The sequence below is a fragment of the Kitasatospora sp. NPDC033851 genome (genome assembly GCF_055576085.1).
The window spans coordinates 19,843-34,463 of record NZ_JBVIRL010000035.1 but is presented as its reverse complement, the minus strand read 5'-3'; the positions used below and the strand labels follow the sequence as shown (position 1 = coordinate 34,463).

Annotated in this window: 10 protein-coding genes; 7 read left to right on the top strand and 3 right to left on the bottom strand. The window is 72.3% G+C overall.

Translation table 11 applies throughout. The features are described from left to right. Positions 1-259: 259 nt before the first annotated feature. From ACZ51D_RS38350 to ACZ51D_RS38340, 3 genes are read left to right on the top strand one after another with little or no spacing between them, the layout of a single operon-like run. Positions 260-1,084: an ABC transporter ATP-binding protein gene (locus tag ACZ51D_RS38350; protein WP_360506020.1), complete on the top strand. Its 825-nt coding sequence runs from the start codon at positions 260-262 to the stop codon at positions 1,082-1,084. Further along, positions 1,074-1,943 carry an ABC transporter permease gene (locus ACZ51D_RS38345; RefSeq protein ID WP_465623140.1) on the top strand — a complete coding sequence of 290 codons (870 nt, stop codon included), beginning with the start codon at positions 1,074-1,076 and terminating at the stop codon, positions 1,941-1,943. The genes ACZ51D_RS38350 and ACZ51D_RS38345 overlap by 11 nt, the downstream gene beginning before the upstream one ends. A 39-nt stretch (positions 1,944-1,982) precedes the next feature. Next, complete coding sequence (locus ACZ51D_RS38340; protein WP_360506025.1) at positions 1,983-3,059, top strand: ABC transporter substrate-binding protein; 1,077 nt, start codon at positions 1,983-1,985, stop codon at positions 3,057-3,059. 155 nt (positions 3,060-3,214) lie between these two features. Here ACZ51D_RS38340 and ACZ51D_RS38335 read toward each other — a convergent pair whose 3' ends face one another. After that, positions 3,215-4,117 carry a sucrase ferredoxin gene (locus ACZ51D_RS38335; protein WP_465664866.1) on the bottom strand — a complete coding sequence of 301 codons (903 nt, stop codon included), beginning with the start codon at positions 4,115-4,117 and terminating at the stop codon, positions 3,215-3,217. A 97-nt stretch (positions 4,118-4,214) separates the two neighbouring features. Beyond that, positions 4,215-6,665 (bottom strand): DNA gyrase/topoisomerase IV subunit A, encoded by a 2,451-nt coding sequence (locus tag ACZ51D_RS38330; RefSeq protein WP_360506031.1) that lies wholly within the window; start codon positions 6,663-6,665, stop codon positions 4,215-4,217. Between the two features lie 274 nt (positions 6,666-6,939). On the opposite strand from ACZ51D_RS38330, the gene ACZ51D_RS38325 reads away from it, so the two are divergent. From ACZ51D_RS38325 to ACZ51D_RS38315, 3 genes are all read left to right on the top strand, one after another. Continuing rightward, positions 6,940-8,313, top strand: coding sequence for a M16 family metallopeptidase (locus ACZ51D_RS38325; protein ID WP_465664864.1), 1,374 nt, complete (start codon positions 6,940-6,942; stop codon positions 8,311-8,313). Between the two features lie 20 nt (positions 8,314-8,333). Next, the gene (locus ACZ51D_RS38320) at positions 8,334-9,698 is read left to right on the top strand and encodes a M16 family metallopeptidase (RefSeq protein WP_360506092.1); all 1,365 of its coding nucleotides are present in this window, start codon (positions 8,334-8,336) and stop codon (positions 9,696-9,698) included. A 315-nt stretch (positions 9,699-10,013) separates the two neighbouring features. After that, positions 10,014-11,207 carry an RtcB family protein gene (locus ACZ51D_RS38315; protein ID WP_465623133.1) on the top strand — a complete coding sequence of 398 codons (1,194 nt, stop codon included), beginning with the start codon at positions 10,014-10,016 and terminating at the stop codon, positions 11,205-11,207. Positions 11,208-11,290: 83 nt separating this feature from the next. On the opposite strand, the gene ACZ51D_RS38310 is transcribed toward ACZ51D_RS38315, so the two are convergent. After that, positions 11,291-11,572 carry an HPr family phosphocarrier protein gene (locus ACZ51D_RS38310; RefSeq protein ID WP_360506040.1) on the bottom strand — a complete coding sequence of 94 codons (282 nt, stop codon included), beginning with the start codon at positions 11,570-11,572 and terminating at the stop codon, positions 11,291-11,293. Between the two features lie 241 nt (positions 11,573-11,813). Here ACZ51D_RS38310 and ACZ51D_RS38305 point away from each other — a divergent pair, with 241 nt between their 5' ends. After that, on the top strand, positions 11,814-14,615 hold the full coding sequence (locus ACZ51D_RS38305; protein WP_465664886.1) for a bifunctional acetate--CoA ligase family protein/GNAT family N-acetyltransferase: 2,802 nt from the start codon (positions 11,814-11,816) through the stop codon (positions 14,613-14,615). Positions 14,616-14,621: the final 6 nt, after the last annotated feature.

Genomic DNA, 14,621 nt, shown 5'->3' with positions numbered 1-14,621 from the left:
CGCAGGGGCGGGTCTGCGGGGGTGGTTCTCGGGGTGGTTCTGCGGGGTGGGGAGCGTCCTCGGGAGGGGCGGGACACGGGGGTCGGGACACCCTACGTTTCCGGCGTGTTTCTGTCAGCCGCGTCCCCGCAGTTGTAGCGGAAGCAAAACGAGCAGAACACCCCTCTATGCGGAGAAGTCGCAGTACGCGGAGAAGGCTCCCGCCGGGGCCGGGGCCGCTCCTACCTTTCCGGGGCAAGCACTGACCCGGGAGGATCGAATGAGCACAACCCCGGCGATCGAGCTGACCGGCGCGACCAAACGGTTCCGCACCCCCTCCGGGGCCCTGCACACCGCCGTCCGCGATCTCGATCTCACCGTCGCCCAAGGCGAGTTCGTCGCCGTTGTCGGGCCCACCGGCTGCGGCAAGTCGACCACGTTGACCCTGGTCAGCGGCCTGGAGGAGCCCACCGAGGGCGAGGTCCGGGTGTACGGCGAGCCCGTCAGCGGGATCGACCCGAAGGTCGGGTTCGTCTTCCAGCAGGACGCCGTCTTCCCCTGGCGCACCGTCCTGTCCAATGTCATGGCCGGCCCGCGTTTCCGCGGCGTGCCCGCCGCCGAGGCCAAGGAGCGGGCCCGGGACTGGCTGGGCCGGGTCGGCCTCGCCGCCTTCGAGGACCGCTACCCGCACCAGCTGTCCGGCGGCATGCGCAAGCGCGTCGCGCTCGCCCAGACCTTCGTCAACGACCCGGCGATCCTGCTGATGGACGAGCCGTTCTCGGCGCTGGACGTGCAGACCCGCGCCCTGATGTCGGACCAGTTGCTGGAGCTGTGGGCCGGCACGAGTTCCTCCAGGGGCGCGGCGTCGGTCGTCTTCGTCACCCACGACCTGGACGAGGCCATCGCGCTCGCCGACCGGGTCGTCGTCATGACCGCCGGACCGGCCACCGTCAAGGAGATCTTCACCGTCGACCTGCCACGACCGCGCAGCGTGGAGGCCGTCCGGCTGGAACCGAGGTTCGTCGAGCTGTACCGCGAGATCTGGGCCTCGCTCGGCGAAGAGGTGCGCATCACCCGGGAGAGAGGAGCGGGTCGTGCCGCTTGAGACCGCGTCCGCCGTCGCCGGGAAGTCCCCGGCCGTCACGACGAGAACCGAGGCCCGCGAACGGGCCGCCCGCAACCGGAAGTTGGGTGTCTACGGCGCCCGGGGGGCGGTCCTGGTCGCCTTCCTCGGGCTCTGGGAGGTCTGCGCCCGTACGGACGTCATCGACCCGTTCAACTTCTCGCAGCCGTCGAAGATCTGGGACCAGATCTGGCAGTGGATCACCCACGGCACCGCGCAGGGCTCGCTCGGCGAGCAGATCGGCTACACCCTCTACGAGGCCCTCACCGGCTGGGTGATCGGCGTCATCGGTGGTGTGCTGCTGGGCATCGCGCTCGGCCGGATCCGCTTCCTGGCCGACGTGTTCGGGCCGTACATCAAGGTGCTCAACGCCATCCCGCGCATCGTGCTCGCGCCGATCTTCCTGATCTGGTTCGGCCTCGGCCCGGCCTCCAAGGTCGCCTCCGCCGTGGTGCTGGTGTTCTTCCCGGTGTTCTTCAACGCCTTCCAGGGCGCCCGCGAGGTGGACCGCAACCTCGTCGCCAACGCCCGCATCCTCGGCGCCGACAACCGCAAGGTCACCCTCCAGGTGGTCATCCCCGCCGCCACCACCTGGATCTTCACCAGCCTGCACGTCAGCTTCGGCTTCGCGCTGATCGGCGCCATCGTCGGCGAGTACATCGGCGCCACCAAGGGCCTCGGCCTGCTCGTCGCGGCCGCCCAGGGCACCTTCAACGCGGCCGGCGTGTACGCCGCCATGACCATCCTCGCCGTCGTCGCGCTGCTCACCGAGGGGCTGCTGACCTTCGCCGAGAAGAAGCTGTTCCGCTGGAAGCCCGCCGACGCGGGCGACGGCCGCTGACACCCCCCGCCGGCAAGAAGAGAGAGGCACCCCCCACCCATGCGCCCCAACCCGACCGGCAGAGCCGCTGCCGCCGCCCTCGCCGCCGTCCTGCTCCTCCCGCTCTCCGCCTGCGCCAACGACGCCGCCACCGCCGGCCACGGAGCGGTCGCCGCCCCGGCCGGGCAGCAGGTCGACGGGCCCAAGGTCAAGATCATGGTCGGCGGCCTGGACAAGGTCATCTACCTGCCCGCGATGCTCACCCAGCGGCTCGGCTACTTCGCCGAGGCCGGCGTCAACGTCGAGCTGATGACCGAGCCCGCCGGCGTCAACGCCACCACCGCCCTGCTCGCCGGGGACGTCCAGGGCGCCGTCGGCTTCTACGACCACACCATCGACCTACAGGCCAAGGGCAAGAACGTCGAGTCCGTGGTGCAGTTCGCCCAGGCGCCCGGCGAGGTCGAGGTGGTCTCCACCAAGCAGGCCGACGCCGTCAGGTCCGGCGCCGACTTCAAGGGCAGGAAGCTCGGCGTCACCAGCCTCGGCTCCTCGACCGACTTCCTCACCAAGTACCTCGCGGTCAAGAACGGCACCGCCGTCAGCGAGTTCAGCCCGATCGCGGTCGGCGCCGGCCAGACCTTCATCGCCGCGCTCCAACAGGGCAGCATCGACGCCGGGATGACCACGGACCCGACCGTCGCCACCATCCTGGACAAGGGCCTCGGCAAGGTCCTCTACGACATGCGCACCCCCGAGGGCTCGCGCCAGGCGCTCGGCGGGCTGTACCCGTCGTCCTCGCTGTACATGAACATCGACTGGGTGGAGAAGAACAAGGACACCACCCAGAAGCTCGCCAACGCCTTCGTGAAGACCCTCAAGTGGATGTCCACCCACACCCCCGAGGAGATCGCCGCGAAGATGCCCGCCGACTACGGGCAGGGCGGCGCCGACCAGTACGCGGCGGCGATCAAGGCGACGCTGCCGATGTTCACCACGGACGGCGTGATGCCGGCCGACGGTCCGAAGACCGTGCTCTCGGTGCTCGCGGCGTTCCACCCGGACGTCAAGGGCAAGGAGGGGTCGATCGACCTGTCCAAGACGTACACCACCGAGTTCGTCGGCAAGGCCACCGGCTGAGCCCCTGCTGCCGCGGTCCCGCGCTCACCCCCACGGGCGCGGGGCCGCTGTTCGTTCGCTCGGACCCCTTGCCGGAACCCTGGTCAGACCCCTTGTCGGGCCACTTTTCGGACTCCGGGTCGGGCCGATTTTCGGACTCCTGGTCAGGCTCCTCGTCAGATCCCCCGTACGGACAGCACGTCCATGCGGGACGGCGTCCCCGCCGCCTTGCCGCAGCTCTCCGGACGCGGCGGCTCGCTCGCCGACTCGATCACGTCCACCTCCCAGGCCCGGCCGTCCTGGTGCAGCACCGTCACCAGCCAGCGGCCCGCGCCGTCCGGCCGCTGGCTGAGCGTCAGCGCGTCCACGCCGGTCTCGCCGGTCGCCAGCCGCACCGCGTGCTCGGCCGCCTGGCCCGGGCGCTCCCAGCCCGAGCAGCCGCGCGACCACGCCGGCACCATGTGCCCGGACGCCGTCGCCGCCAGCACCTCCTTGGCGCTCTCCGCCGTCAGCCGTCCGTACGCGTAGCCGTACGGCAGCACCAGCATCGTCGGGGAGAAACGGTGCCCGCCCAGGTGGGTCACCTCCCACACCTCGCTGTGCCCGGCCGCCGCCAGCTCCGCCGCGAGTGGACGGCCCAGCAGCGCGCAGCAGCGGTCCCGCCGCCCGTTGGTGCACACCAGCGCCACCGGGCCGCCGACGTGCTCCGCCCCGAAGCCCGTGTGGTCACCCGCGCCGAGCGCCGCGAAGTCCAGCCCCAGCAGCTCCGCCGGGTCCGTCACCCCCGCCCGGCGCACCCAGCCGCGGCCCGGCACCGTGTGCGCCACGACCACCTCGTGCCGCGCCGTCGGCAGGCAGTCCGCGTGCCGCCCCGGCCGCCGGATCAGCGCCACCCGCACGCCCGTCCCCGCCGCGGCCTCCTCCAGCGCCTGACCGAGCGCCGCGTCCAGATGGCTCTCGCGCAGGGCCTTGGCACCCCACGGCCCGTTCTGCTCCACCAGCAGCCAGGTGCTCGCCACCGCCGCCGTCGCGGCCAGCGGCTCCGAAAGTTCACGCGACAACGTCGCACAGGTGCTCACCCGGGCAAGGCTACCCTCACCGTCTGCCGCGGCCGTCGAGCCCCGGAAACGGCGGAGGGAGGGACACCCCGCGCGGCATCCCTCCCCCCGTGCGCCGCTACGCCGGGCCGGCGACCACCGCGATGGGCGTGGTGACCGGGATGCCGGAGCCGTCGCGGCGGGGGTCGCGGTCGGGCAGGTCGACCGGGGCGCCCTTGGCGGTGGCGGCGCGGGCCGGGGCGGCGCCGGCCCAGGCGAAGGCCAGGGCGTCCTCGCCGCGCAGGAAGCGCTGGCAGCGGACGCCGCCGGTGGCGCGGCCCTTGCGCGGATACTGCTCGAACGCGGTGACCTTCCAGGTCGTCTGCTCGCCGTCGGACAGCGTGCCGGAGGTCGTGGCGACCGAGACCACCACGGCGTCGGTGGCCGGGTCCACCGCCGTGAAGGACAGCACCCGCGCCCCGTCGGACAGCTTGACGCCCGCCATGCCGCCGGCCGGACGGCCCTGCGGGCGGACCTGGCCCGCCGGGTAGCGCAGCAACTGCGCGTCCGAGGTGATGAAGACCAAGTCCTCCTCACCGGTGCGCAGTTCGATCGCGCCGACCAGCTCGTCACCCTCCTTGAGGGCGATCACCTCGAACTCGTCCTTGTTCGCCGGCCACTCGGGCACCACCCGCTTCACCACACCCTGCAGGGTGCCCAGCGCCAGCCCCGGCGAGGACTCGTCCAACGTGGTCAGCGCCAGCACCCGCTCCCCGGCCTCCAGCCGCAGGAACTCGCCCACCGCGGCCCCGCCCGCCAGCGTCGGCGACGGCGTCGGCGGCAGCGCGGGCAGGTCGATCACCGGCAGCCGCAGCACCCGGCCCGCGGACGTCACCACGCCCACGTCGGCACGCGCCGTCGCGTGCACCGCCGACACGATCACGTCGTGCTTCGCCCGCTTCTCCGACAACTCGAACGGCTCGCCGTCCGCCGTCCGCGCCAGCAGCCCGGTCGAGGACAGCAGCACCCGGCACGGGTCGTCCGCGACCTCCAACGGCACCGCCAGCGCCGCCGACGGCGCCGCCCCCGCCTCCAGCAGGACCGTCCGCCGCTCCGTGCCGAACTGCTTCGCCACCGCGCCCAGTTCGGACGACACCACGCTGCGCAGCCGGGTGTCCGAATCCAGGATCTCGGTCAGCTCCGCGATCTCCGCGGTCAGCTTCGCCTTCTCCTGCTCCAGCTCCACCCGGTCGAACCGGGTGAGCCGGCGCAGCGGGGTGTCCAGGATGTACGCCGTCTGCGTGTCCGACAGCGAGAAGCGCTCCATCAGGCGCTCCTTCGCCTGCTGCGCGTTGTCACTCGACCGGATGATCGCGATGACCTCGTCGATGTCGAGCAGGGCCACCAGCAGGCCCTCGACCAGGTGCAGCCGCTCCTCGCGCTTGCGGCGGCGGAAGTCACTGCGCCGGCGCACCACGGTGAAGCGGTGGTCGACGTAGACCTCCAGCAGCTCCTTCAGACCCAGCGTCAGCGGCTGCCCGTCCACCAGCGCCACGTTGTTGATGCCGAAGGTCTCCTCCATCGGCGTCAGCTTGTAGAGCTGCTCGAGCAGCGCCTCCGGCACGAAGCCGTTCTTGACCTCGATCACCAGCCGCAGCCCGTGCTCGCGGTCGGTCAGGTCCTTGACGTCCGCGATGCCCTGCAGCTTCTTCGCGTTGACCAGGTCCTTGATCTTCGCGATGACCTTCTCCGGGCCGACGTTGTACGGCAGCTCGGTGACCACGATGCCCTTGCGGCGGGCCGTCACCGCCTCCACCGTCGTCGTCGCCCGGATCTTGAAGGTGCCGCGGCCGGACTCGTAGGCGTCCCGGATCCCCGACAGGCCCACGATCCGCCCGCCGGTCGGCAGGTCCGGACCGGGGACGAACCGCATCAGCGTGTCCAGGTCGGCGTTCGGGTGCTTGATCAGGTGCCGGGCCGCCGCCACCACCTCGGACAGGTTGTGCGGCGGCATGTTCGTCGCCATGCCCACCGCGATGCCCGTCGCACCGTTCACCAGCAGGTTCGGGAACGCGGCCGGCAGCGCCAGCGGCTCCCGCTCGCTGCCGTCGTAGTTCGGGCCGAAGTCGACGGTGTCCTCGTGGATCGACTCCACCATCGCCATCGACGCCGCGGTCAGCCGCGACTCGGTGTAACGCATCGCGGCCGGCGGGTCGTCGTTGCCCAGCGAACCGAAGTTGCCGTGCCCGTCGATCAGCGGCAGCCGCATCGAGAACGGCTGGGCCATGCGCACCACGGAGTCGTAGATCGACGCGTCACCGTGCGGGTGCAGCCGGCCCATCACCTCGCCCACCAGGCGCGCGCACTTCACGTGCCCGCGCTCCGGGCGCAGGCCCATCTCGTTGGCCTGGTACAGGATCCGGCGGTGCACCGGCTTCAGACCGTCCCGCGCGTCGGGCAGCGCACGCGAGTAGATCACCGAGTAGGCGTACTCCAGGAAGGAGCCCTGCATCTCGTCCACGACATCGACGTCGAGGATCCGCTCCTCGAAGTCTCCGGGCGGCGGGGTCTGCGAACTGCGGCGGGCCATCGCGGCGGGGCTCCCTTACGTGTCGCTGGCTGTGTCTAGGTCGGTCGTCGGTCGGCCGGTGCCGTCCTGACGCCGAACCCGTCAACCAGGTGTGGTCGACAGGGCACGGCGCCCCCATTGTGGACCCTCGCGCCGACACTCCCGGTCAGCGGCCCTCTTCCGCCCCTGGCGAACGACCCCGTCCGCGCGGACACAAACACGGCTCCCGCACGTTGCACCACAATGGGGGACGCCACACGAACCCCGACATCGACGACGGGAAGGACCCGAGCGCATGGCCAACCCGGCCCCCGCCTCCAGCCGAGGCATCGCCATCACCGAGCACCGCCTGGCCAACGGGCTGCGCGTCGTCCTCTCCGAGGACCACCTCACCCCGGTCGCCGCCGTCTGCCTCTGGTACGACGTGGGCTCCCGCCACGAGGTCAAGGGCCGCACCGGCCTCGCCCATCTCTTCGAGCACCTGATGTTCCAGGGCTCCGCCAACGTCTCCAACAACGGCCACTTCGAACTGGTCCAGGGCGCCGGCGGCTCGCTCAACGGCACCACCAGCTTCGAGCGCACCAACTACTTCGAGACCATGCCCGCCCACCAGCTGGAGCTCGCCCTCTGGCTGGAGGCCGACCGCATGGGCTCGCTGCTCGCCGCGCTCGACGAGACCTCCATGGAGAACCAGCGCGACGTCGTCAAGAACGAGCGCCGCCAGCGCTACGACAACGTCCCGTACGGCACCGCCTTCGAGAAGCTCACCGCCCTCTCGTTCCCCGACGGCCACCCGTACCACCACACGCCCATCGGCTCCATGGCGGACCTCGACGCGGCCACGCTGGAGGACGCCCGGACGTTCTTCCGCACCTACTACGCGCCCAACAACGCCGTCCTGTCCGTCGTCGGCGACATCGACCCCGAGCAGACCATCGCCTGGGTCGAGAAGTACTTCGGCTCCATCCCCGCCCACGACGGCAAGCAGCCCCCGCGCTCCGGCGAACTCCCGGACACCATCGGCCGCGAGATCCGCGAGGAGATCCACGAGGACGTCCCCTCCCGCGCCCTGACAGCCGCCTACCGCCTCCCGCACGACGGCACCCGCGAGGCCGACGCCGCCGACCTGGCCCTCACCATCCTCGGCAGCGGCGAGTCCAGCCGCCTCTACAACCGGCTCGTCCGCCGCGACCGCACCGCCGTCGCCGCCGGGTTCGGCCTGCTGCGCCTGGCCGGCGCCCCCAGCCTCGGCTGGCTCGACGTCAAGACCTCCGGCGACGCCACCATCGCGCAGATCGACGCCGCCGTCGACGAGGAACTCGCCCGCTTCGCCGCCGAGGGCCCCACGGCCGAGGAACTCGAGCGCGCCCAGGCCCAGATCGAGCGCGAGTGGCTGGACCGGCTGACCACCGTCGCCGGCCGCGCCGACGAACTCTGCCGCTTCGCCGTCCTGTTCGGCGACCCCAAGCTGCTCAACGACGCCCTCCCCAAGGTCCTCGACGTCACCGCCGAGGAGGTCCAGGCCGTCGCCAAGGCCCGGATCCACCCCGACAACCGGGCCGTCCTCGTCTACGAGCCGACCGCCGCCGAGACCGACGCCGCTTCCGCCGCCGCCGACTCCGCCGCCGACTCCGACGCCGCTTCCGAAGAGGAGGGTGCCGCCGTATGAGCACCGACTACGTCCCCGCCATGACCTTCCACCCCCAGCCCCAGCCCGGCACCCCCAGCCCGTGGGCCTTCCCCGCCCCCGAGCGGACCGCCCTCGGCAACGGCATCACCGTCCTGCACTGCCACCGGCCCGGCCAGCAGCTGGTCGCCGTCGAGGTCCTCCTCGACGCCCCGCTCGCCGCCGAACCCGAGGGCCTCGACGGCATCGCCGCCATCCTCGCCCGCGCCCTCAGCGAAGGCACCGACACCCTCAGCGCCGAGGAGTTCGCCGGCGAACTCGAGCGGGCCGGCGCCACCCTGGACGCGCACGCCGACCACCCGTGCATCCGGGTCTCCCTGGAGGTGCCCGCCTCCCGGCTCCAGCGCGGCCTCTCCCTGCTCGCCGACGCCCTGCGCGCCCCCGCGCTGCCCGAGGCCGAGATCGAGCGCCTGGTCGCCAACCGCCTGGACGAGATCGTCCACGAGCAGGCCAGTCCCGCCCGGCGCGCGGCCAAGGCCCTCTACGCCGAGCTCTTCGACGCCGCCGACCGGCTCTCCCGGCCCCGCGCCGGCACCGCCGACACCGTCAAGTCGATCGACCGCGCCGCCGTCAAGGCCTTCTACGAGGCCCACGTCCGCCCGGCGACCAGCACCCTCGTCGTGGTCGGCGACCTCACCGGCGTCGACCTGCCCGCCCTCCTGGAGAGCACCCTCGGCACCTGGACCGGCTCGGCCGCCGAGGCCTCCGTCCACGCCCCGGTCGCCGGCGACGACCACGGCCGTGTCGTCATCGTGGACCGCCCCGGCTCCGTCCAGACCCAGCTGCTCATCGGCCGGATCGGCCCCGACCGGCATGACCCGGTCTGGGCCGCCCAGACCCTCGGCACCTACTGCCTGGGCGGCACCCTCACCTCCCGCCTCGACCGCGTCCTGCGCGAGGAGAAGGGCTACACCTACGGCGTCCGCTCCTTCGCCCAGCCGCTGCGCTCCGCCGCCGACGGCAGCGGGCGCTCGCTGCTCGCCATCAGCGGCTCGGTGGACACCGCCTCCACCGCCCCGGCGCTCGCCGACACCTGGACCATCCTGCGCACCCTCGCCGCCGAGGGCCTCACCGACGCCGAGCGCGACGAGGCCGTGCAGTTCCTGGTCGGCGTCGCCCCGTTGAAGTACGAGACCGCGGGCTCGGTGGCCGGCACCCTGGCCGACCAGGTCGAGCAGTACCTGGCGGACGACTACCAGGCCGAGGTCTACCGGCAGCTCGCCGAACTGCCCACCGCCGCCGCCACCGAGGCGGTCGTCGCGGCCTTCCCGCCGGACCGGCTGGTCACCGTCCTGGTCGGCGACGCCGCCACGATCGCCGACGACGTGCGGGCGCTCGGCATCGGCGAGGTCACCGTCGTCAGCTGACGACCGCTGCGGTTCCGTCCGGCCCGGTGGAGCACCCGCTCCACCGGGCCGAACGCGTTTTTAAATCCCTTGCGGGCCCCGTCCGGTCCGTGGATAGATATCCCCGGCACACACGTACGAACTCTGACGAACGAAGGGAGGCGGTCACCATGCGGGTCGAGCGAGCCATACGACGACGCTCCCCAAGGCCGCATTCCCTCTGTGCCGCCCCGGGCGCCTGAGCCCCACCCCTGAACTTCCCCGAGCCCCGCCGGGATCCTTTCGCGCGGCACCCCATTTCTCGTGAACCACCCGACCCATGGAGGTCGTTCAGCGATGACGTACACCGAGGTACCCGGCGTCCGGGTCCCGATCCGGATGTGGACCGATCCGGCGACGGTCGAGAGCCAGGCCCTGCAGCAGCTGCGCAACATCAGCTCCCTGCCGTGGCTGCACGGCCTCGCCGTGATGCCCGACGTCCACCTGGGCAAGGGCGCGACGGTCGGCTCCGTCATCGCCATGAAGGGCGCGGTCTGCCCGGCGGCGGTCGGCGTCGACATCGGCTGCGGGATGAGCGCGGTGAAGACCTCGCTCACCGCCAAGGACCTCCCGGACGACCTGTCCGGCCTGCGCAGCAAGATCGAGCAGACCATCCCGGTCGGCCGCGGCCTGCACACCGACCCGGTCGACCCGGCGAAGCTGGACGGCTTCCGGGCGGCGGGCTGGGACGACTTCTGGCAGCGCTTCGACGACATCGCGGAGGACGTCAAGTGGCGCCGCGAGCGGGCGATGCAGCAGATGGCCACGCTCGGCGGGGGAAATCACTTCATAGAAGTATGTGTTGATACGACCGGTGTGGTCTGGCTGATGCTGCACTCCGGATCCCGAAACATCGGCAAGGAGCTGGCGGAGCACCACATGGGCGTCGCCCGCTCGCTGCCGCACAACCAGGGCCTGGTCGACCACGACCTCGCGGTCTTCCTCGCGAAGACCTCGGAGATGGCCGCCTACCGCCAGGACCTGTTCTGGGCGCAGGAGTACGCCAAGAACAACCGAGCGGTGATGATGGCGCTCTTCCAGGACGTCGTCCGGCGCGAGTTCGCGAAGGCGAAGGTCACCTTCGACGAGGTCATCAGCTGCCACCACAACTACGTGGCGGAGGAGCGGTACGACGGCGTCGACCTGCTCGTGACCCGCAAGGGCGCGATCCGGGCCGGCTCCGGTGACTTCGGGATCATCCCGGGGTCGATGGGGACGGGCTCCTACATCGTCCGCGGCCTGGGCAACAAGGCGTCGTTCAACTCCGCCTCGCACGGCGCCGGCCGCAAGATGAGCCGTAACGCCGCGAAGAAGCGGTTCACCACGCGGGACCTGGCCGAGCAGACCGCGGGCGTGGAGTGCCGCAAGGACAGCGGCGTGGTGGACGAGATCCCGGGCGCCTACAAGAACATCGAGAAGGTCATCGAGCAGCAGAAGGACCTCGTCGAGGTGGTCGCGCACCTCAAGCAGGTCGTCTGCGTCAAGGGCTGACCTCGACGGGCGAAGGGCCGACCACAGCAGATCGGGGTGCCGCCGGAAGTCCGGCGACACCCCGATCGGGCGGTTGCGAGGCCTCAGGCCGCGGCGGGGAGCTCGTCGAGGCCCTCCTGGACGAGCTTGGCGAGGCGGTCGAGCGCGTCGTCGGCGTCGGCTGCGTCGGAGGCCAGGATGACCTCGTCGCCGCCCTGGGCGCCCAGGGCGAGGAGGCCGAGCATGGAGGCGGCGTTGACCGGGTTGCCGCCGGGCTTGGCGATGGTGATCGGCACGCCGGTGGCCGTCACGGCCCGGACGAAGACGGAGGCGGGACGGGCGTGCAGGCCCTCGGCCCAACCGATGGTGACGCGGCGCTCGGCCATGAGACGTGCCTTTCCGGTGAAGCTGGTCACGGCCGTGCTCGGGGAGCGGGGGAAGCGGCCGTGTTGTCTAGACCAGTGTCGCACGCAGGCAACCCCTGCGGGCCGCTGCGTTCAGGACTTGTGATTGTTTCTTTTCGGGGCATAAACCCCGGCCACTGGTCCTGTCCGCCCTGCCGTGAGCACGCACCCGGCGCCATCCGGCCCGCCGCCGGATAACCTGACGAATGTGGACGACTCCGCGGTGCCGAACCCCGAGCAGCAACCGGACTATCCGCAGCACTGGGAAGCCGACATCCTGCTGCGCGACGGTGGCACGGCCCGGATCCGGCCGATCACGCCCGCCGACGCAGGGCGCCTCGTGGAGTTCTACGAGCAGGTCTCGGACCAGTCCAAGTACTTCCGTTTCTTCGCTCCTTATCCCCGGCTCTCCGCCAAGGACGTCCGCCGCTTCACCCACCACGACTTCGTGAACCGGGTCGGCCTCGCGGTCGTCATCCGGGACGACTTCATCGCCACCGTCCGGTACGACCGGATCGACGCCGAGGGCCGCCCGTCCGCCACCGGGACCGACGCCGAGGTGGCCTTCCTCGTGCAGGACGCCCACCAGGGCCGCGGCGTGGCCTCGGCACTGCTGGAGCACATCGCGGCCGTCGCGCAGGAGCGCGGCATCCGCCGCTTCCAGGCCGAGGTGCTGCCGGAGAACCGGAAGATGGTGAAGGTCTTCACCGACGCCGGCTACACCCAGCGCCGCAGCTTCGCCGACGGCGTGGTGCACCTGGAGTTCAGCCTCGAACAGACCGACCGCTCGCTCGCCGTGATGCGTGCCCGCGAGCACCGCGCCGAGGCGCGCTCGGTGCAGCGGCTGCTCACCCCGCGCTCGGTCGCGGTGATCGGGGTCTCCCGCACCCCGCAGACGGTCGGGCGGGCGATCCTGCGCGACCTGCTGGGCGGCGCCCCGACCGAGTGCCCGGTCTACGCGGTGAACCGCAACGCCCCGCCCGGCACCGAGCTGGACGGCATCCCGGTGCACCGTTCGGTTCTGGACATCCCCGGGCCGGTGGACCTCGCGGTGATCGCCGTCCCCGAGGGCGCCGTCCCGGCCGCCGTCGCCGAGTGCGGTGCCCACGGCGTGCAGGGCCTGGTGGTGGTCACCGCCGGCTACGCGGAGACCGGTCCGGAGGGCCGGGACCGGCAGCGCGCCCTGGTCCGCCAGGCCCGCGCGGCAGGGATGCGGGTGATCGGCCCGAACGCCTTCGGCCTGATCAACACCGACCCGGCGAACCCGCTGAACGCCTCGCTCGCGCCGCGCCTGCCCGGCCGCGGCGGCTTCGGGATCTTCTGCCAGTCCGGCGCGATCGGCGTGGCCCTGCTGGAGGCCGCCCACAAGCGCGGCCTCGGCGTCTCCTCCTTCGCCTCGGTGGGCAACCGCGCCGACGTCTCCGGCAACGACTTCCTGCAGTACTGGGCCGAGGACGAGGCCACCCGGGTCGTCCTGCTGTACCTGGAGTCCTTCGGCAACCCGCGCAAGTTCACCCGGATCGCCCGCCGCCTGGCCGCCGCCAAGCCGATCGTGGTGGTCAAGGGCGCCCGGCACACCGGCAGCCTGCCGCCCGGCCACGCCGTCCCGGCCACCGCCACCGGCCTGCGCGACGCGACCGTCGACGCGCTGTTCGAACAGGCGGGCGTCATCAGGGTCGCGACCATCACCGAGCTGTACGACACCGGCGAGCTGCTGGCCCTGCAGCCGCTGCCGCCGGGGGACCGGGTCGCGGTGGTCGGCAACTCGGACTCGCTCGGCCTGCTCACCTACGACGCCCTGCTGGGCGCGGGCCTGCGCCCGCGGACCCCCGTCGACCTGACCACCGCCGCGACCGGCGAGAACTTCCGGATCGCGCTCGACGTCGCCCTCGCCGACCCCGCCGTGGACGCGGTGATCGCCGTCGCCATCCCGCCGATCGGCACCTCGGCGCACGCCTTCATGGGCGGCCGGCTGACCGGCGAGGACGACCCCGCGATGGGTTCCGACGACCCGGAGATCGCCGCCGCCCTGCTCGAAGCCGGTCAGCGTGCCCAGGAGTTGGGCAAGCCGCTGGTGCTCGCCCACCTGGCACTGACCGACCTGCCGGTCCGGCTGCGCCCCGGCGGCATCCCCGCGTACGCGGCGCCCGAGCGGGCCGTGCACGCCCTCGCCAACGCCGTCCACTACGCGCAGTGGCGCCGCCGGACGGCCGAGGCGGAGGAGACCGCGCGCGTCCCCGAGCTGGACCGGATCGATGAGCCCGGCGCCCGCAACCTGGTGGCGGCGGCGCTGAGTACCCGAACCGCGATCGCCGCGCGCACCCAGCCCGGCGGCGCCCGGATCACCCTGTCCGACGCCGAGGCCCGCGACCTGCTGGTCCGCTACGGCATCGACGTCTCGTCGACGCGGCCGGCCCCGGACGAGGAGACGGCCGTCGCGGCGGCGGCCTCGCTCGGCTACCCGGTGGCTCTGAAGGCGACCGCCCCGCACCTGCGCCACCGCCCCGACCTGGGCAGCGTCCGGCTGGACCTGACCGACGAGCCGGGCCTGCGCCGCGCCCACCGCGAGTTGGACGCGCTGCTCGGCGGCGCCGCGCAGGCCGAGCTGGTGGTGCAGCGGATGGCGCCGCGCGGTGTGGACACCGTGATCGGCGCCACGGTGGACCCGGCGGTCGGGGCGATCCTGTCCTTCGGCCTGGCAGGCGCACCGGCCGAACTGCTGGGCGACACGGCGCACCGACTGGTTCCGGCCACCGACCAGGACGTCGCCGGGCTGATCCGGGAGGTGCGGGCCGCGCCGCTGCTGTTCGGCTGGCGCGGCGCGGAGGCGGTGGACACCGCGGCCCTGGAGGAATTGCTGCTCAGGGTGTCGCAGCTGGTGGACGACGTCCCGGAGATCGCCTCGGTGGATCTCGAACCCGTGGTCGTGGCCCCGCACGGGCTGGCGATCCTGGGGGCGCGGGTGCGGGTCGCGCCCCTGCCGGTCCGCAGCGATCTGGGCCCGCGCGCGATGAGCACGCTGTAACCTTCC

Excerpts from the sequence above, each read along its gene's own strand:
- ACZ51D_RS38325 (WP_465664864.1), top strand. The coding sequence starts at position 6,940 with ATGGCCAACCCGGCCCCCGCCTCCAGCCGAGGCATCGCCATCACCGAG.
- ACZ51D_RS38310 (WP_360506040.1), bottom strand. The coding sequence starts at position 11,572 with ATGGCCGAGCGCCGCGTCACCATCGGTTGGGCCGAGGGCCTGCACGCC.
- ACZ51D_RS38340 (WP_360506025.1), top strand. The coding sequence starts at position 1,983 with ATGCGCCCCAACCCGACCGGCAGAGCCGCTGCCGCCGCCCTCGCCGCC.
- ACZ51D_RS38330 (WP_360506031.1), bottom strand. The coding sequence starts at position 6,665 with ATGGCCCGCCGCAGTTCGCAGACCCCGCCGCCCGGAGACTTCGAGGAG.
- ACZ51D_RS38350 (WP_360506020.1), top strand. The coding sequence starts at position 260 with ATGAGCACAACCCCGGCGATCGAGCTGACCGGCGCGACCAAACGGTTC.
- ACZ51D_RS38320 (WP_360506092.1), top strand. The coding sequence starts at position 8,334 with ATGACCTTCCACCCCCAGCCCCAGCCCGGCACCCCCAGCCCGTGGGCC.
- ACZ51D_RS38315 (WP_465623133.1), top strand. The coding sequence starts at position 10,014 with ATGACGTACACCGAGGTACCCGGCGTCCGGGTCCCGATCCGGATGTGG.